This window comes from Streptomyces sp. NPDC057694 (assembly GCF_042799415.1).
Lineage (GTDB): Bacteria > Actinomycetota > Actinomycetes > Streptomycetales > Streptomycetaceae > Streptomyces.
Genome location: NZ_JBHVIX010000043.1, coordinates 1 through 16,251, shown reverse-complemented (window position 1 = coordinate 16,251; position 16,251 = coordinate 1). Strand labels below are relative to the sequence as shown.

17 protein-coding genes are annotated in these 16,251 nt (G+C 72.9%); 10 read left to right on the top strand and 7 right to left on the bottom strand.

Features of this window, described 5'->3' with window-relative positions; genetic code table 11:
* Window positions 1–42 precede the first annotated feature (42 nt).
* Window positions 43–909, top strand: coding sequence for a glycerophosphodiester phosphodiesterase (locus ACFVDP_RS42540; RefSeq protein WP_383502877.1), 867 nt, complete (start codon window positions 43–45; stop codon window positions 907–909).
* Here the strand turns inward: ACFVDP_RS42540 and ACFVDP_RS42535 are convergent.
* A complete protein-coding gene (locus ACFVDP_RS42535) occupies window positions 888–1,544 on the bottom strand; it encodes a TetR/AcrR family transcriptional regulator (protein ID WP_383502874.1) in 657 nt (218 codons plus the stop codon). The two genes, ACFVDP_RS42540 and ACFVDP_RS42535, sit on opposite strands and share 22 nt — an antisense overlap.
* Window positions 1,545–1,687: 143 nt before the next feature.
* Here ACFVDP_RS42535 and ACFVDP_RS42530 point away from each other — a divergent pair, with 143 nt between their 5' ends.
* Window positions 1,688–1,870: a DUF6243 family protein gene (locus ACFVDP_RS42530; protein ID WP_383502871.1), complete on the top strand. Its 183-nt coding sequence runs from the start codon at window positions 1,688–1,690 to the stop codon at window positions 1,868–1,870.
* A gap of 102 nt (window positions 1,871–1,972) precedes the next feature.
* Entirely contained in the window at window positions 1,973–2,809 is an 837-nt protein-coding gene (ddaH, locus tag ACFVDP_RS42525) for a dimethylargininase (RefSeq protein ID WP_383502868.1), read from the top strand.
* A gap of 156 nt (window positions 2,810–2,965) precedes the next feature.
* On the opposite strand, the gene ACFVDP_RS42520 is transcribed toward ddaH, so the two are convergent.
* The 3 genes from ACFVDP_RS42520 to ACFVDP_RS42510 form a co-directional block, all read right to left on the bottom strand.
* On the bottom strand, window positions 2,966–3,955 hold the full coding sequence (locus tag ACFVDP_RS42520) for a small ribosomal subunit Rsm22 family protein (RefSeq protein ID WP_383502865.1): 990 nt from the start codon (window positions 3,953–3,955) through the stop codon (window positions 2,966–2,968).
* A gap of 381 nt (window positions 3,956–4,336) precedes the next feature.
* Window positions 4,337–5,524, bottom strand: coding sequence for a serine hydrolase domain-containing protein (locus ACFVDP_RS42515; protein WP_383502862.1), 1,188 nt, complete (start codon window positions 5,522–5,524; stop codon window positions 4,337–4,339).
* Complete coding sequence (locus ACFVDP_RS42510) at window positions 5,482–6,810, bottom strand: multidrug effflux MFS transporter (RefSeq protein ID WP_383502859.1); 1,329 nt, start codon at window positions 6,808–6,810, stop codon at window positions 5,482–5,484. The genes ACFVDP_RS42515 and ACFVDP_RS42510 overlap by 43 nt, the downstream gene beginning before the upstream one ends.
* 83 nt (window positions 6,811–6,893) lie before the next feature.
* On the opposite strand from ACFVDP_RS42510, the gene ACFVDP_RS42505 reads away from it, so the two are divergent.
* Window positions 6,894–7,892: a Gfo/Idh/MocA family protein gene (locus ACFVDP_RS42505; RefSeq protein ID WP_383502856.1), complete on the top strand. Its 999-nt coding sequence runs from the start codon at window positions 6,894–6,896 to the stop codon at window positions 7,890–7,892.
* Between the two features lie 396 nt (window positions 7,893–8,288).
* On the opposite strand, the gene ACFVDP_RS42500 is transcribed toward ACFVDP_RS42505, so the two are convergent.
* On the bottom strand, window positions 8,289–9,908 hold the full coding sequence (locus ACFVDP_RS42500; protein WP_383502853.1) for an alkaline phosphatase D family protein: 1,620 nt from the start codon (window positions 9,906–9,908) through the stop codon (window positions 8,289–8,291).
* A gap of 142 nt (window positions 9,909–10,050) precedes the next feature.
* Here ACFVDP_RS42500 and ACFVDP_RS42495 point away from each other — a divergent pair, with 142 nt between their 5' ends.
* Both ACFVDP_RS42495 and ACFVDP_RS42490 read left to right on the top strand, forming a co-directional pair.
* Window positions 10,051–10,830 (top strand): SDR family oxidoreductase, encoded by a 780-nt coding sequence (locus ACFVDP_RS42495; protein WP_383502850.1) that lies wholly within the window; start codon window positions 10,051–10,053, stop codon window positions 10,828–10,830.
* A 270-nt stretch (window positions 10,831–11,100) separates the two neighbouring features.
* The gene (locus ACFVDP_RS42490) at window positions 11,101–11,952 is read left to right on the top strand and encodes a PhzF family phenazine biosynthesis protein (protein ID WP_383502847.1); all 852 of its coding nucleotides are present in this window, start codon (window positions 11,101–11,103) and stop codon (window positions 11,950–11,952) included.
* A gap of 33 nt (window positions 11,953–11,985) precedes the next feature.
* Here the strand turns inward: ACFVDP_RS42490 and ACFVDP_RS42485 are convergent, their stop codons facing one another.
* Entirely contained in the window at window positions 11,986–12,981 is a 996-nt protein-coding gene (locus tag ACFVDP_RS42485) for an aldo/keto reductase (RefSeq protein ID WP_383502844.1), read from the bottom strand.
* 61 nt (window positions 12,982–13,042) lie between these two features.
* Complete coding sequence (locus tag ACFVDP_RS42480) at window positions 13,043–13,366, bottom strand: nuclear transport factor 2 family protein (protein WP_383502841.1); 324 nt, start codon at window positions 13,364–13,366, stop codon at window positions 13,043–13,045.
* 90 nt (window positions 13,367–13,456) lie between these two features.
* Between ACFVDP_RS42480 and ACFVDP_RS42475 the strand changes: the two genes are divergently transcribed.
* The 4 genes from ACFVDP_RS42475 (at window position 13,457) to ACFVDP_RS42460 (ending at window position 16,008) form a co-directional block, all read left to right on the top strand.
* Window positions 13,457–14,008: a DoxX family protein gene (locus tag ACFVDP_RS42475; protein ID WP_383502838.1), complete on the top strand. Its 552-nt coding sequence runs from the start codon at window positions 13,457–13,459 to the stop codon at window positions 14,006–14,008.
* 91 nt (window positions 14,009–14,099) lie between these two features.
* On the top strand, window positions 14,100–14,453 hold the full coding sequence (locus ACFVDP_RS42470) for a MazG-like family protein (protein WP_383502836.1): 354 nt from the start codon (window positions 14,100–14,102) through the stop codon (window positions 14,451–14,453).
* A gap of 49 nt (window positions 14,454–14,502) precedes the next feature.
* Window positions 14,503–15,057, top strand: coding sequence for an MOSC domain-containing protein (locus ACFVDP_RS42465; protein WP_383502834.1), 555 nt, complete (start codon window positions 14,503–14,505; stop codon window positions 15,055–15,057).
* A 45-nt stretch (window positions 15,058–15,102) separates the two neighbouring features.
* Window positions 15,103–16,008, top strand: a complete 906-nt coding sequence (locus ACFVDP_RS42460) for a glycosyltransferase family 2 protein (protein WP_383502831.1) — start codon at window positions 15,103–15,105, stop codon at window positions 16,006–16,008.
* The last annotated feature ends 243 nt before the right edge of the window (window positions 16,009–16,251 follow it).

Below are 16,251 nucleotides of genomic sequence, written 5' to 3'. Positions count from 1 at the left end.
ATTGACGGGATTCGCGGCATTTGTGGCTCTACTTTGGTGCGCATGATCGCTGTGATCGCCCTGGCCGCCCCGCTCCGCAGGGCGGTGCCGCTCGCCGGGGTCGCCGTCCTGCTCTCCGCCAGCGGTCTGGCGTTCGTCGCCCCGCTGGAGTGGGGCAGCGCTCCGCCCACCCTCGACGCCCTGCCCCGGGTGACGTACACGGCTCATCGCGGCGGCGCTCTGGAGGTGCCGGAGAACAGCATGGCGGGGCTCGCGGCGGCGTACGGGCGCGGCAGCGCGCAGGTGCTCGACTTCGATACGCGGATGCTGCGCGACGGCACTCTCGTGGTGATGCACGACGGGACCCTGGACCGCACGACCACGTCGGCGGGGCCGGTGCGCGGGCTCGACCTGCGGGGCTGGCAGAAGGTGCGGCTGCGGCCCCGGGCGGCGCTGCCGGGGCACTGGCGTGCCGAGCGCCCGCCGACGGTCGCGGAGGTGCTCGACCGGTTCGGCGGCCGCACCGTGCTGATGCTGGAGGCCAAGGATCCCGACAGCCTCACCCGGCTCGCCCGGCTGATCCGCGCGCGCGGCCTGACCCGGTCCGTGCTGGTCAACTCCAACCGGCCGACCCTCGCGCACCGGGCCCATCAGCTGGGCCTGATCGCCCAGCTCTGGCGCTCGGCACGGCAGATGCGCACGGACCGGCCCGCCCGCTGGGCCGGTTACGTCGACGTGCTCGACATGGACTACCGGGCGCGGGACGCGGATCTCGTGCGGGCGGTCAGGTCGGGGGTGCCGCGGGTGTGGGCGCACACGGTGAACACGCCGCGGGAGCGGGACCGCGTGCTGCGGCTCGGCTGCGACGGGGTCATCTCGGACGCGCCGGGGCTGCTGGCCCGCACGCCTCATCGGGGCGCGATGCCGTAGAGGGCGTAGTCGACGAGGGTGTCGGTGTACTCGAGCGAGATCGGGCCGGTGAACTGGAGCCAGCGCTGGGCGAGCGGCGAGACCCAGAGTTCGAGGGCGATGCGCGGGTCGATCTCCGCGCGCACCTGGCCGGCCTCCTGCGCGGCGCGCACCCGGTCGACGTACAGCTGGAGCGACGGCATGAGGAGCTTCTCCGTGAAGTTCCGGCCGACCTGCTCGTTGACGACGCCCTCGGCGGCCAGGGCGCGCGACGGGGCCTCGAACCGGGGGTCCGTGAGCTGGTCGACGGTGAGGCGCAGCACGTGCTTGAGGTCGGTGGCGAGGTCGCCGGTGTCGGGGATGACGTACGCGTCGGCCCCGCCGGCCTCGCGGGCCGCCTGCTCGCCGAGATCGAGGAAGGCCTCCAGGAGGACCTCGGCCTTCGATCCCCACCAGCGGTAGATCGTCTGCTTGCCGACGCCGGCCCGGGCGGCGATGCCCTCGATGGTGGTCCGCGGGTAGCCGATCTCGCCGACGAGGGAGAGGGCCGCGTCGTAGATGGCGTGGCGGGAGCGTTCGCTGCGGCGGGTGGAGTCGGGCGCCGCCTTCTTGTCGGGGGGCGTCTTCTTGTCCGAGGACGTCTGTGTGGCTGCCATGGTTCGAATGTAGCAGCGAGCGAACCGAGACGTTCCGTCTCATAATCCATTGACAAGACGGAGCGTCTCGTTCACAGTGGGGCAGGTGAGCGAGCGAGACGAGACGTCTCGCCACCGTGTTCGACGGTACGAAGGAGAACACCATGACCCGAAGTGGAGCAGGCGGCATGCTGGGCGTCGGCGGAACCCGGAGCAAGCTCTCCCGCAAGGCGCTGCGCGGCGGCGGCCGGAGCGGGCAGGTCGGCGGGGGCGCCGACCCGGTCGCGCAGAAGCGGGAGCTGCTGCGCAAACTCCAGGAAGGGCGCGGCGGACACGACGCGTCATGACCCGGCCGCACCGCTGTGAACCACCCGTTCGGTTCACAGCCCGGAGGGCTCCTCCGGCCGCACCATGGGCGACAACAGCCCTGCGGTCGTGAGGAGCCCTCATTGCGTAATCCGCGTATCGCCGACCGGCGCGCCACACCCCGGCGCTATCTGATGTGCCCACCGGCGCACTTCCAGGTCACGTACTCGATCAATCCGTGGATGGACCCGGCGAAACCCGTCGACGTCCCCCTCGCCGTCGCGCAGTGGGAGGACCTCCGGGACCGGTACCGCGCGCTCGGCCACACCGTCGAGGTCCTCGACCCGCGGCCCGGTCTGCCCGACATGGTGTTCGCCGCGAACGGGGCGACGGTCGTCGACGGGCGGGTGCTCGGGGCGCGGTTCGCCCACCCCGAGCGGGAGTTGGAGGCCGCCGCGCACCTGGAGTGGTTCCGGGGCCGGGGGTACGCGCAGGTGCACGAACCGGTGCACGTCAACGAGGGCGAGGGCGACTTCGCCGTCACCGCGTCCTATCTGCTCGCGGGGCGCGGATTCCGGGCGTCGCCGCTGTCGCACGGGGAGGCGCAGGAGGTGTTCGGGCGGCCGGTGATCGGGCTCGATCTCGTCGACCCGCGCTTCTACCACCTGGACACCGCGCTGGCCGTGCTGGACGACTCGGCGGACGAGGTCATGTACTACCCCGAGGCGTTCTCCGCCGGGAGTCGGGCCGTGCTGCGGCGGATGTTCCCCGAGGCGCTCGTCGTGGGTGAGGCCGATGCCGTGGCCTTCGGCCTGAACGCGGTGTCGGACGGGCTGCACGTGCTGCTGCCGCAGGCCGCGGTGGGGTTGTTCGAGCCGCTCCGGGAGCGCGGGTTCGTTCCGGTCGGGATGGATCTCGGGGAGTTGTTGAAGGGGGGCGGGAGCGTGAAGTGCTGCACGCTTGAGCTCCGGGGGCTGTAGGCCGGTCTTCGTCCGCGGGTGCGTGGGGGCTGGTCGCGCAGTTCCCCGCGCCCCTGTCGGGTTGCCCTTCGTCTGCGGGCCGGTGGCCGCTTCTCGCGCAGTTCCCCGCGCCCCTGGGAGCGAGCTTCGCTCGCCCCTGGGAGGCTGCGCGGACGGTCACTCGCCCCAGGCGTCGCCCCACTCCGCGTCCCGCGCACCCCGGTAGAGGGACCCGTGCTTCTTCGTGACCGTCGTGCGGGTCAGGGTGCCCTGGACCTCGCAGAGGTCCAGGAGTACCTGGCCCTTGCGGATCTGCGGCTTCCGGACGATCCGGGCCTGGGCGGGCTCCGGGGCGGAACGGGTCGCCGCGACATACGCGAACTTCTCGTCCTCGTACGCCAGCGACCCGCCCTTGACCTGCCGGTGCAGGGAAGAACGGCTGACCCTCGCCGAGAAGTGGCACCAGTCGGTGCCGGGCACGATCGGGCAGGCCGCGCTGTGCGGGCAGGGCGCCGCGATGTGGAACCCGGCCGCGATCAGGCGGTCCCGGGCCTCGATGACGCGGGTGTAGCCGTCGGGCGTACCGGGCTCGATGATCACCACGGCGTCGGTGGCGGTCCCCGCGGCGGTGTCGACGACGCTCGCGCGGTCGGCTTCCGTCAGCTCCTTGAGGACGTACGAGACCGTGACCAGGGCCGCGGGGGCCGGCTCGGACGACACGCCGATGCGGGCCCGCTCCCAGGTCACCGAGGACGCCAACTGCGGCTCGGCGGCAGCCAGTTCGCGGCCCAGGGCGAGCGCGGGCTCGGACCAGTCGAGGACGGTCGTCGCGCGCTCCCCGGGCCAGACGTCCAGCGCGGCCCAGACCGCCGCGCCGGTTCCGCCGCCGATGTCGAGGTGCCCGGCGGGGGTCCAGCCGGGGGCCGCGTCGGCGAGGGCGTCGAGGGCGGCTCGGACCGCTTCGAAGGTGGCCGGCATGCGGTACGCCGCGTAGGCGGCGACGTCGGCGCGGTCGCGCAGGATCGGGGCGTCGGTGGGGGTGGTGCCCCGGTAGTTCGCGATGAGGCGGTCTACTGCGCGGGTCGCCTGGCTCGGCGGGAGGTGTTCGAGGAGGGTGGCGAGGGCTTTGCGGAGGGTGTCGGCGGGGTGGTCGGTGGGGGCGTTCACCCCGCGATTTTACGGGCCGTCGCCGGGTGCCGGTCCGTCGTGGCTGGTCGCGCAGTTCCCCGCGCCCCTGTCGGGTTGTCGATCGGCTGACGGCCGGTGGCCGCTTCTCGCGCCGTTCCCCGCGCCCCTAGGTAGTTCTCCGCCTGCGGGCCGGTGGCCTCTTCTCGCGCCGTTCCCCGCGCCCCTGAGGCAGGCGCTTCGCGCCGCCTCTCCTTGGAGGCTGCGCTGCGCGCGCCTCCACCCGGGACACGGGGCGCGCCTCTCCTGAAGGACGGCGGCACGTCTCTGATGAGATGGCGCACGAAGTGCGCATCTCAGGGGCGCGGGGAACTGCGCGAGAAGCGGCCGCCGGGGCGCGGACGAACGACGGGGGGTGCCGGGCTAGGGGGCGGGTGGGCCCAGGGGGACCACGGCTCGGGACAGGTGGGTGGCCGCTCGGGCGCGGGGGGTGCTGTCCGCCGGGGTGGGGCGCCGGGGGTGGACGGTGTTCGCCAGGAGTACCAGGAATGTGTCCGTGACCGGGTCCAGGACCAGGGACGTGCCCGTGAAACCGGTGTGCCCGGCAGCCCCGCGCCCGGCCAGCTCGCCCATGAAATAGGGCTGGTCGACCAGGAAGCCCAGTCCGGGCGCGCGCAGCATCAGGTCGACGAAGTCGGGGCCGAGGACACGGGCGGTGCCGTACGAACCGCCGTTGAGGAGGGTGCGGCACAGGACCGCCAGGTCGTGCGCCGTGGAGAACAGGCCCGCGTGGCCCGCGACGCCCCCGAGCGCCCAGGCGTTCTCGTCGTGCACCGCACCCCGCAGCGGCCCCCGGTCGACCTTGGCCCAGGGCCGCCGCTGATCCTCGGTGGCGGCGGCCTCGGGGCGCGGCCCGAACGAGGTGGCGGTCATGCCGAGCGGGCGGGTGATGCCTTCGTGGACCAGGGCGTCCAGGGTCCGCCCGGTGAGGCGCTCCAGGAGGTGCTGGAGCAGCAGCATGTTGAGGTCGGAGTAGCGGTAGTGGCCGGGCTTCGACGAGGGGAACTCGGCGCGCAGGGCCGCGAGCCGGGCGGGCCGGTTCCGGGCCTCGTACAGCGGGAGTTCGGGGCGCAGGCCAGAGGTGTGGGTGAGCAGCTGGCGGACGGTGACGGCGTGCCGGGCGGCGCCGGTGAAGTCGGGGAGGTAGGCGCCGATCTGCGCGTCGATGCCGAGGGTGCCGCGTTCGATCTGCTGCACGGCGGCGATCGAGGTGAACAGCTTGGTGAGGGAGGCGAGGTCGAAGACGGTGTCGAGGGTCATGGGGACGCGGGCGTCCGGCGGGAGTTCGACACCGCGGTCGGCGCGCTCGTCGTACGCGGCGTAGCGCACGGCCCAGCCGCTGACGGCCTCGGCGGCGATCACCGGTCCGCGTCCGGCGAGCAGTACGGCGCCCGCGCACCAGGGCCGCGGTCCGTCGGGCAGCCGGCGCACCTCGCGGACGAGGACGGCGAGCTGGTCCGGGTCGAGGCCGGCCCGCTCGGGCGTGCCGTGTCTCAGTCTTGGGGAGCTCAGGCCTCCCTCACCTCCCCCGTGCGCCGCCAGGGACGGCACAGCACCACGAACGCGAGGGCCGCCGCGAGCCCGGCGGCGAGCTGGACCAGTGCCATCGGTACGGCCGTCAGCGCGCCGTCGGCGCCCGTGATGCCGACCAGCGGGGACGCCACCGCGCCGATGAGGAACGAGGACGTGCCGAGGAGGGCGGAGGCCGAGCCGGCGGCGTGCGGGGTGCGCATCAGCGCGAGGGCGTTGGTGTTCGGCGTGGTCAGCGCCATCGACGCCATGAGGACGAACAGGCCGGCGGCGATGGGGACCAGGCCCAGTTCCTTCGGGGTGCCGAAGGTGCCGGTGGCGACGAGGAGCAGGAAGACGGACGCGGCGATGATCAGGGCTATGCCGATGCCGAGGACCTTGTCGAGGTTGACCCGGCCGACGAGGATCTTGCCGTTGATCTGTCCCACCGCGATCAGGCCGATCGAGTTCAGCCCGAACAGCAGGCTGTACGTCTGCGGCGACGCCCCGTAGAGATCCTGGAGGACGAACGGGGAAGCGGAGATGTAGGCGAACAGCGCGGCGAACGCGAAGCCGCCCGCGATCATGTACCCGGCGAAGACGCGGTCCGCGAGCAGGGCGCGCATGGTGCGCAGCGCCGTGCCGACGCCGCCGCCGTGCCGCCGGGCCGGTTCCAGGGTCTCGGGCAGGCACTTCCATACCACCGCGGTGAGCGCGATGCCGATGCCGGTGAGGACGACGAAGACGCCGCGCCAGTCGGTGAAGCGCAGAATCTGGCCGCCGATGAGGGGCGCGACGATCGGGGCGACGCCGGATATCAGCATCAGGGTGGAGAAGAACCGGGCCATCGCGATGCCGTCGTAGCGGTCACGGACGACGGCGCGGGCGATCACGATGCCGGCCGAGCCCGCGAGGCCCTGGAGCAGCCGGAAGGCGATGAGCAGGGCGGCGTTCGGCGCGAACGCGCAGATCGCGGTGGCGGCGACGTACACGAGCAGGCCGATGAGCAGCGGGCGACGCCGTCCCCACTTGTCGCTCATCGGGCCGACGACGAGCTGGCCGAGCGCCATGCCGGTCAGGCACGCGGTGAGGGTCAGCTGGGCGGTGGCGGTGGAGGCGTGCAGGGAGTCGGTGACCTCCGGCAGCGCCGGGAGGTACATGTCCATGGACAGCGGAGGCACGGCGGTCAGGCCGCCGAGCACCAGGGTGACCAGGAGTCCGGTACGAACAGCCGCGCGGGGTGCGGCGATCGGGCGCGGCGCCGCGACTTCCCCGACTTTCTTCGCTTCCACCGCCTGCCGCACCGCTCTGCCCGCCCTGTCCGTCATCCTGGCTCCCTCCCGGCCGTACGTACGATTACCTATGCTCTCAGCTCGGCGGACTGGTCGAGACCAAACTGAGGTGAGCAGCGATGACAGTGGAACGCGTGCGGTGGGGGATTCTCGCGACGGGCGGTATCGCCGCGTCGTTCACGGCGGATCTGCTCGATCTGCCGGACGCCGAGGTGGTGGCGGTGGCCTCCCGTTCGGACGCGTCGGCCAAGGCGTTCGCGGAGCGGTTCGGCATCCCGCGGGCGTACGGCGACTGGGCGTCGCTGGCCGAGGACTCCGATGTCGACGTGGTGTACGTGGCGACGCCGCACTCGGCGCACCGGCAGGCCGCCGGGCTCTGTCTGGAGGCGGGGCGTCCGGTGCTGTGCGAGAAGGCGTTCGCGCTGAACGCGCGGGAGGCCGGGGAGCTGGTCTCGCTGGCGCGTTCGCGCGGACTGTTCCTCATGGAGGCGATGTGGATGTACTGCCATCCGCTCGTCCGGCGGCTGAAGGCGCTCGTCGACGGCGGGGCGATCGGTGAAGTACGCACCGTGCAGGCCGACTTCGGGCTCGCCGGGCCGTTCCCGCCCGCGCACCGGTTGCGGGATCCCGCGCAGGGCGGGGGCGCGCTGCTCGATCTCGGGGTGTATCCGGTGTCGTTCGCGCATCTGCTGCTCGGGGAGCCGGAGGAGGTCGCCGCGTCGGCGCAGCTGTCCGACGAGGGGGTCGACCTCCAGACCGGGATGCTGCTGTCCTGGGCGAACGGGGCGCGGGCGCTGTTGCACTGCGCGATCAACGCCGGTACGGGCGTCACGGCGTCGGTCACCGGGTCCGCCGGGCGGATCGATGTGCCGGGCGGGTTCTTCCACCCCGAGCGGTTCGTTCTGCACCGGGACGGGCGGGAGCCCGAGGAGTTCACCGCCTCGCCGGAGGACGGGCCCCGGGACTCGCTGCGGCACGAGGCGCTGGAGGTCATGGGCCGGTTGCGGGCCGGCGACACCGAATCACCGCTGGTCCCGCTGGACGGAACCCTGGCCGTGATGCGCACGCTGGACCGGGTGCGGGACGCTGTGGGGGTGCGGTACCCGGGGGAACAGTGAGGTCTCGTCGCCGGGTGCGGGCGGGTGGGGGCTGGTCGCGCAGTTCCCCGCGCCCCTGATCGGGTTGTCGGTCGTGCGCGCGCCGGTGGCCGCTTCTCGCGCAGTTCCCCGCGCCCCTTAAAGGGCTCGTCGCAGAGTGCGGGTCGGTGGCCGCTTCTCGCGCCGTTCCCCGCGCCCCTTAAAGGGCTCGTCGCAGAGTGCGGGTCGGTGGCCGCTTCTCGCGCCGTTCCCCGCGCCCCTGAAGCATGCGCTGCGCGCAGCTTCCCCTATGGAGGTAGCGCACGAAGTGCGCATCTCCAGGGGCGCGGGGAACTGCGCGACCAGCCACGACGAGAGCCGCACCCGACAACAGGATGAGCCGCGCGCAGCGCAAGGCGCGACCGGCCCCCACCGGGGTCAGGCTTGGTGGAGGCCCTGGTTGCCCGCCTCGGTGATGAAGGAGGCGGCCGTGGTGAGCGGGGATCCCGGGACGGTCACCGCCGAGACCGTCTTGAAGTCGGCCCGGGCCTCACGATCACCCAGCTCCACGGTCACGTAACCCCGTTGGCCGTTGTAGTGCTTCATGTGCGGGTTGCGGGACAGGTAGGCGGCCCAGTTGGACGGCTTCGCGGAGCCGTCCTTGCCGCTGGTGATCGACGTCGTGACGATCTCGGTGCCGAGGGTGGCCGAGTTCGGGTCGTCGAAGTTCTGCTTGATGTCCATGGCGTAGGAGACATGGACATCACCGGTGAGGACCATGAGGTTCTCCACGCGGGCGGAGCGGGCCCCCTGGAGGACGCGCGAGCGGGACGCCGGGTAGCCGTCCCAGGAGTCCATGGAGAGGGTGTCGGTGCCGTCGGGGTTGTTGCGGCGGCCGAAGGTGACCTGCTGCGGGACGACGTTCCACAGGGCCTTCGAGCGGCGCCACCCGTCGATCAGCCAGCGTTCCTGGGTGGCGCCGGGCAGCGTCTGCGAGGCGGCCTCGGACTCGGGGGTCGGGGACTTCCAGCCGTCGCCGTTGGCCTGGTTGGTGCGGTACTGGCGGGTGTCCAGGATGTCGAACTGGGCCAGACGGCCCCACTGGAGGCGGCGGTAGAGCTGGGCGTCGGGCCCGTGCGGCAGCTGCGGGCGGCGCAGCGGCTGGTTCTCCCAGTACGCGCGGTACGCGGACGCGCGGCGCAGCAGGAACTCGGCCGGCGGGTCGTCGTTCTCGGAGGTGTCGTCGGCGTAGTTGTTCTCGGTCTCGTGGTCGTCCCAGGTGACGACGAAGGGGTGGGCGGCGTGCGCGGCGATCAGGTCCGGGTCGGACTTGTAGAGGGCGTAGCGCAGCCGGTAGTCGTCGAGGGTGACGGTCTCCCGGTTGAAGACGTCGGGCAGCACCCGGTCGGTGTACTTGCGGGCGCCGCCGACGGACGTGACCGCGTACTCGTAGAGGTAGTCGCCGAGGTGGAAGACCACGTCGACGTCGTCCTCGGCGAGGTGCTTGTACGCGGTGAAGTAGCCGTCGTGGTACGCCTGGCAGGAGACGGCGGCGAGGGTGAGCGCGGGGACGTGCCGGGCCGAGGCGGCGGGCGCGGTACGGGTGCGGCCGGTGCCGCTCACCCAGGAACCGGCGCGGAAGCGGTAGTAGTAGACCCGGCCGGCGTCGAGGTGGGAGACCTCGACGTGCACGGAGTGGTTGAACTCCGGGTGCGCGGTGGCTTGGCCGCGTCTGACGATCCGCTTGAAGCGTTCGTCGAGGGCCAGCTCCCAGCTCACCTCGACGCGCTGCGCGGGCAGACCGCCGCCCACGTCGTACGGGGCCGGGGCGAGCCGCGTCCACAGCAGCACGGAGTCGGGCAGCGGGTCGCCGGAGCCGACGCCGAGCGTGAACGGATCGCTGGTGATCTTCGCGCCGTCCAGCTCGGCGGCGGCCGCGGTGCCCGCGGTGGGCAGGTTCGTCGCGAAGGCGAGCGCGGCGGCGGCGCCGGTGACCGTGAGGAACCTGCGACGGCCCAAGTGCTGGGCTGCGGCGCGGAGTTCGGGTGCGTGTGACATGGAGCCCCTCCCCTGACTGCTGCTGTCATGTGCTGTCAGGGGAATTGCAGTGGCCCGGGACGACGCGCGACTGTCGCGTACACAACAGCCACATGGCGGATCGGTGATCTCCGGATGGCCGCGCCGCCCGTACCCTGCGGCCATGGACGCTTCGCACACTGCACCGGCAACGGCATCGACGAGGGTCGCCGTGGTCACCGGCGCGGGCTCCGGCATCGGCCGGGCCGTCGCCCTGGAACTGCTGCGCTCCGGGTGGCGCGTGGCCCTCGCGGGGCGCCGCGTCGAGACGCTGGAGGAGACGGCGGGCCTGGCCCCCGGCGCCGAGGCGCTCGCCGTGCGCACCGATGTGTCGCGGCCCGACGACGTGACGGCCCTGTTCGCCGCCGTGCGGGAGCGGTTCGGGCGGCTCGATCTGCTCTTCAACAACGCGGGGACGTTCGGGCCCGGCGGGGTCCCGGTCGAGGAGCTGTCCTACGAGGACTGGCGGCACGTCGTCGACGTCAACCTGGGCGGGGCGTTCCTGTGCGCGCAGGCGGCGTTCCGGCAGATGAAGGAGCAGGATCCGCACGGTGGGCGGATCATCAACAACGGCTCCATCTCGGCGCACACGCCGCGGCCGCACTCGGTCGCGTACACGGCGACGAAGCACGCCATGACGGGGCTGACCAAGTCGCTGTCCCTGGACGGGCGTCCGTACCGGATCGCCTGCGGGCAGATCGACATCGGGAACGCGGCGACCGATATGACCGAGCGCATGCGCAGTGGGATCCTCCAGGCCAACGGGGAGTTGGCCGTGGAGCCCGTGATGGATGTGGCCGATGTGGGCCGTACCGTGCGGCACATGGCCGAACTCCCGCTGGAGGCCAACGTGCAGTTCGCGACGGTGCTCGCCACGAACATGCCGTACGTGGGGCGGGGCTGACCTCGCGGTCGTGTGCGGGTTGCGCCGTGGCTGGGTCGCGCAGTTCCCCGCGCCCCTTATCGGGTTGTCGGTCAGCTGACGGCCGGTGGCCTCTTCTCGCGCAGTTCCCCGCGCCCCTGGAGGTGCGCACTGCGTGCGCTACCTCCATCGGGGAGGCGGCGCGGAGCGCCTGCCTCAGGGGCGCGGGGAACTGCGCGGGAAGAGGCCACCGGGCCGCAGACGGACGAAAACCCGGGGCAAGCCGCAAGGGACCCGAGCGACAATGCCCGCATGACAACCCCGCTGCGCTACACGGCCTTCGCCACCAGCCCCGCCGGAGGCAACCCGGCCGGCATCGTCCTGGACGCCTCGGCGCTCGACGACGACACCATGCTGAAGATCGCCGCCGACCTGGGCTACAGCGAGTCGGCGTTCCTGATCCCGGCCCCGGGCGACCGTACGTACGACCTGCGTTTCTTCAGCCCCAAGGCCGAGGTCAGCTTCTGCGGCCACGCGACCGTGGCGACCGCGGTGGCCCTCGCGGAGCGGCACGGCACCGGCGACTACCTGTTCCGCACGCCGGCCGGCGAGGTCCCGGTGACCGTCGACGGCGGCACAGGCGGCACCGGCGGCCCGCTGCGCGCGACCCTGACCAGCGTAGAGCCGCACATCGAGGACGTACGGGACGAGGACGTCGCCGAGGCGCTGGCCGCGCTCGACTGGCCGGCCGCCGACCTCGACCCGGCGTTCCCGCCGAGGATCGCCTACGCGGGCGCCCGCCACCTGGTACTCGCCGCGGGCACCCGGGAGCGCCTGGCCGATCTGGCGTACGACTTCGACCGGCTGGCCGCACTCATGCACCGCCTGGACCTGACCACCGTCCAACTCGTCTGGCGCGAGGCTGAGTTCACCTTCCACGTCCGCGACCCGTTCCCCGTGGGCGGGGTCGTGGAGGACCCGGCGACGGGCGCGGCGGCCGCGGCGTTCGGCGCGTATCTGCGCGCGCTCGACTTCGTGCCCGCCGAGTCCGTCCTCACCCTGCACCAGGGCACCGACATGGGCCGCCCCGGCGAGCTGACGGTGACGCTGCGGGAGGGCGACGCGCGGGTGCGGGTGAGCGGGACGGCGGTGCCGATCCCGTGACCGGTCCCGCAGCCGCGGCGGGCCCGGGCTGATTCACGTACGCCCGAGAATCGCCTCGGCCTGCGCCAGCTCCCCCGCGGACAGCGGCCCGAGCGCCAGCGCCCCGGCGTTCTCCTCGGCCTGGGCCACCGTGCGGAACCCGGGGATGGGCACGGTGCGCGGACTGCGGGCCCACAGCCAGGCCAGCGCGCCCTGCGCCGGGGTGCGGCCGCCGCTGGTGAGCACGGAGCGCAGGGCGTCGACGCGGGCGGTCCACTCCGGGTCGGCGCCGCCGCCGGCACCGAAGCCGGGGAGCCAGGCGGGCGGGGCGCTGCGGATGTCGCCGGGGGCGGGTGCCCGACGGCCGGTTCCGTGGCCGCCGCCGAGCAGGCCCATGGCGAGCGGGCTGCGGTTGATGCTGGCCAGCCCCAACTCCTCGCAGAGGGTGAGGAGTTCGGGGGCGTCCTGGAGGACGTTGCAGCGGTGCTGCACGGCGGCGCAGTGCGCGCCCTCGGCGAAGACGCGGGCGCGTGCGGGATCGTCGGTGCTCCAGGCGTAGGCGCGTACGAGCCCCTCGCGGACGAACTCCTCACAGGTGTCGCGGAGTTCGGCGGCGCGCTCCGGGTCGGCGTCGGCGATGTGGAGCTGGTACAGGTCGACGCGGTCCGTGCCGAGCCGGGTCAGTGAGGCGGTCAGGGCCCGGCGGGCGTGCTCCGGGGAGTCGTCGCTGCCGGTGAGCGTCTTGGTCCGCTCGTCGAAGACGTTGCCCCACTTGGTGGCGATGACCACGTCGTCGCGGTGTTTGCCGAGGGCGCGGGCGAGCACGCGCTCGCTGTGTCCCGTGCCGTAGGCGTCGGCGGTGTCGAAGAAGGTGACGCCGAGATCGAGCGCGCGCCGTACGGCCCGCACCGACTCCTCGTCGTCGACCCGGCCCCAGCCGAGCGGCTGTCCGTCCAGGTCCTGCCACTCGCCGCCGATCGCCCAGCAACCGAAGCCGAGCGCGCTGACCTCGATACCGCTTCCGCCCAGTGTCCTGCTGAAGGTGTCCATGGGCGGGGACGCTAGGAGTTGAAGTGCACGCGAGGTCAACAGGCCCGCTACAGCGGCGTGTTCAGTCCTGTCCTGTCTCGAACCGGGCGACCTTGCCGTCCTCCACCTGGAACGTCCAGCGGGTGCGCATCTCGCCCCAGGCGTCGTTGCGGTAGCGGGCGACGAGACCGCGGCCCTGAGCCGTCTCCTTCTCGACCTCGATGTGGCCGTGCGAGTCGAAGATCTCGCGGTCGGTCCACTCGCCGAGGTTCCGGTCGGTGCCGTCGTCCGCCATGGTGGCGCCGGGGGCGAGGACCGCCCGGAAGGCGTTCTTGTCGTGGGCGTTCAGCGCCGTGACGAAGGCGCGGACCGCCGGGTCGCTGAGTTTCGCGGTCTGGATGGGCATGCGGTCAGCGTGGCACCGGCCGATGGGGGCCGCCACCCGAACGGGCCCGGCCACCGGGTGCCGGCCGCTCCCCGGGCGGACGGTGGAACCATGACGACCTCCTGCATACGTTCCCGGCGTTCCTGTCTCGACCGCACCGGCCTCGGGCTGCTCGCGCTGCGCGCGGGCACCGGCGGGGTGCTGATGGCGCACGGGGCGCAGAAACTGCTCGGCTGGTTCGGCGGCGGCGGGGTCTCCGGCACAGCCGCCGCCATGGACTCCATGGGGTTCACCCCCGCCAGGGCGAGCGCGCTGGCCGCCGGGGTCGGCGAGGTGGGCGGCGGCGCCCTGCTCGCGCTCGGCCTCGCGACGCCGGTGGGCGGCGCCGCCGCGGCCGGGACCATGGTGGCGGCGTCCGCCGTGCACGCCCCGAACGGCTTCTTCGCGATGAACGGCGGCTACGAGTACGCGGCGTTCCTCGGCTTCGTCGCCGCGGGCCTGGCGGTGACCGGGCCCGGCGGCTACTCCCTCGACCGCGCGCTCGGCCACGTCCTCGACCGGCACTGGATGGTGCCCGCGGCGCTCGTCGGGGCGGGGGCGGCGGCGCTCGCGGTGGTCGGCTCGCGCAACAAGCGGGTCAAGGAGGCGGCGCCGGAGGCGTAGGGCGTCGCCCCCGCACCCCGCTCCCCCGTACCCCGCTCCCCCGCTTCTCCCGTCTCTAGACTCGGCTCTCCTGTCTCTAGACTCGGCGTCCATGACGAGCGACACCGGCCAGCCCGCCGCCGATCCCGACGCCGCCCTGTGGACCACCGTCGACCGGCTGCGCGCCTGGCTCGACGACAACAACCGGAAACCTCCCCACGAGGCGCTGCTGCTGCGGGTGCTGAAGCTGTCGGAGGAGGTCGGCGAGGTCGCGGAGGCGGTGATCGGGGCCGTCGGCCAGAACCCGCGCAAGGGCCACAGCCACACCTGGCAGGACGTCGAGTCGGAGCTGTGCGACGTGATCGTCACGGCCATGGTGGCCCTCGGCACGCTCACCCCCGACGCCCGCGCCGCCCTCACCGCCCACGTGGCGATGCTGGCCGAGCGCTCCCTCGGCACGGACTGACTACGCTGCCCGCAGGACACAGGGGTCGCGAGCGGTCAGGGAGTCGGGCATGGACGGCGTCGTCACGGCGGTCAGCAGCAACGGTACGTACTCGTTCACGAAGCCGAACCGCGAGCGCGTCACGCTCCTCGCGGGCCTCGGCGTCGAGGGCGATGTGCACGCCGGGGTCACGGTCAGGCACCGGTCCCGCGTCGCCCAGGACCCCACGCAGCCGAATCTGCGCCAAGTCCACCTGATCCACGAGGAGTTGTTCACCGAGCTGGCGGGGCAGGGCCATCAGGTGCGCCCCGGCGAACTCGGCGAGAACATCACCACGCGCGGCATCGACCTGCTCGCCCTGCCCACCGGCACCCTGCTGCGGTTCGGCGACGTCGACGGCGGCGCGGTCGTCGAGATAACGGGCCTGCGCAACCCCTGCCGCCAGATCGACGACTTCCAGGACGGACTCCTCAAGCGGGTCGTGGGCCGGGACCCGGACAGTGGGGAGATCGTGCGCAAGGCCGGGGTCATGAGCGTCGTACGGGAGGGCGGGACGGTCGGGCCCGGCGACGCCGTGCACGTGGAGCTGCCCGCGCACCCGCACCGGCCGCTGGAGCGCGTCTGACCGGCGGGTGCGGGGCGCCGAAGGTGAACGACTACCATCGCCGCCATGACAGACAGGCACCGAATCTCCGAACTCCCCCGCTTGGGCGTGGCCATCGTCACCATGGGCAACCGCCCCAAGGACGTGGACGCGCTGCTGGATTCGGTGGCCATGCAGGACGCGCCGCCGGCCCGCGTCGTCATGATCGGCAACGGCACGGTGCTGCCCACGTACACCGGTTACCCCTTCGAGGTCACGACGGTCGAACTCGACGACAACCTCGGCTGCCCGGGCGGTCGCAACGTGGCGCTGGCCCGGCTGCGCGAGTTCGGTGACGTGGACGTGGCCGTCGAACTGGACGACGACGGGCTGCTCGTCGAGGCCGACGTCTTCTCCACCATCCGGCGCCTGTACGCGGAGGATCCGCGGCTCGGCGTCGTCGGTTTCCGCATCGCCGACGAGCTCGGTGAGACGCAGCGCCGCCATGTGCCGCGGCTGCGCGCCAAGGACCCGATGCGGCGGGGTCTCGTGACCGCGTTCCTGGGCGGCGGGCACGCCTTCTCGATGGAGATGCTCGCCGAGACGGGCGACTGGCCCGCCGACTTCTTCTTCACGCACGAGGAGACGGACCTGGCGTGGCGGGCGCTGGACGCGGGCTGGAAGGTTCTCTACGAGCCGTCGCTGCTGCTCCAGCACCCGAAGACGTCTCCGGCGCGGCACGCGGTCTATCACCGGATGACGGCCCGCAACCGGGTGTGGCTGGCCCGGCGGCGCCTTCCGCTCCTCCTGATCCCCGTGTACCTGGGCGTCTGGACGGCGATCACGTTGCTGCGGACTCGTTCGCTGGGCGGGTTGCGGGCTTGGGCGGCCGGTTTTGTGGAGGGCGTGCGGACGTCGGCCGGTGAGCGGCGGCCGATGAAGTGGCGCACGGTGTGGCGCATGACACGCCTCGGCCGACCCCCGCTGATCTGACCTCCGCAAGTCGGGCGCGCCCCTCGTCGTGGCTGGTCGCGCAGTTCCCCGCGCCCCTGGGAGCGTTGCCGGGTGCGGGCCGGTGGCCGCTTCTCGCGCAGTTCCCCGCGCCCCTTATCGGGTTGTCGTTCGTGTGCGGGCCGGTGGGGGCTGGTCGCGCAGTTCCCCGCGCCCCTGGGAGCGTTGCCGGGTGCGGGCCGGTGGCCGCTTCTCGCGCAGTTCCCCGCGCCCCTTATCGGGTTG

Excerpts from the sequence above, each read along its gene's own strand:
- ACFVDP_RS42470 (WP_383502836.1), top strand. The coding sequence starts at position 14,100 with ATGACGAGCGACACCGGCCAGCCCGCCGCCGATCCCGACGCCGCCCTG.
- ACFVDP_RS42475 (WP_383502838.1), top strand. The coding sequence starts at position 13,457 with ATGACGACCTCCTGCATACGTTCCCGGCGTTCCTGTCTCGACCGCACC.
- ACFVDP_RS42535 (WP_383502874.1), bottom strand. The coding sequence starts at position 1,544 with ATGGCAGCCACACAGACGTCCTCGGACAAGAAGACGCCCCCCGACAAG.
- ACFVDP_RS42505 (WP_383502856.1), top strand. The coding sequence starts at position 6,894 with ATGACAGTGGAACGCGTGCGGTGGGGGATTCTCGCGACGGGCGGTATC.
- ACFVDP_RS42490 (WP_383502847.1), top strand. The coding sequence starts at position 11,101 with ATGACAACCCCGCTGCGCTACACGGCCTTCGCCACCAGCCCCGCCGGA.
- ACFVDP_RS42530 (WP_383502871.1), top strand. The coding sequence starts at position 1,688 with ATGACCCGAAGTGGAGCAGGCGGCATGCTGGGCGTCGGCGGAACCCGG.
- ACFVDP_RS42500 (WP_383502853.1), bottom strand. The coding sequence starts at position 9,908 with ATGTCACACGCACCCGAACTCCGCGCCGCAGCCCAGCACTTGGGCCGT.
- ACFVDP_RS42460 (WP_383502831.1), top strand. The coding sequence starts at position 15,103 with ATGACAGACAGGCACCGAATCTCCGAACTCCCCCGCTTGGGCGTGGCC.
- ACFVDP_RS42480 (WP_383502841.1), bottom strand. The coding sequence starts at position 13,366 with ATGCCCATCCAGACCGCGAAACTCAGCGACCCGGCGGTCCGCGCCTTC.
- ACFVDP_RS42510 (WP_383502859.1), bottom strand. The coding sequence starts at position 6,810 with ATGACGGACAGGGCGGGCAGAGCGGTGCGGCAGGCGGTGGAAGCGAAG.
- ACFVDP_RS42495 (WP_383502850.1), top strand. The coding sequence starts at position 10,051 with ATGGACGCTTCGCACACTGCACCGGCAACGGCATCGACGAGGGTCGCC.
- ACFVDP_RS42540 (WP_383502877.1), top strand. The coding sequence starts at position 43 with ATGATCGCTGTGATCGCCCTGGCCGCCCCGCTCCGCAGGGCGGTGCCG.
- ACFVDP_RS42485 (WP_383502844.1), bottom strand. The coding sequence starts at position 12,981 with ATGGACACCTTCAGCAGGACACTGGGCGGAAGCGGTATCGAGGTCAGC.
- ACFVDP_RS42465 (WP_383502834.1), top strand. The coding sequence starts at position 14,503 with ATGGACGGCGTCGTCACGGCGGTCAGCAGCAACGGTACGTACTCGTTC.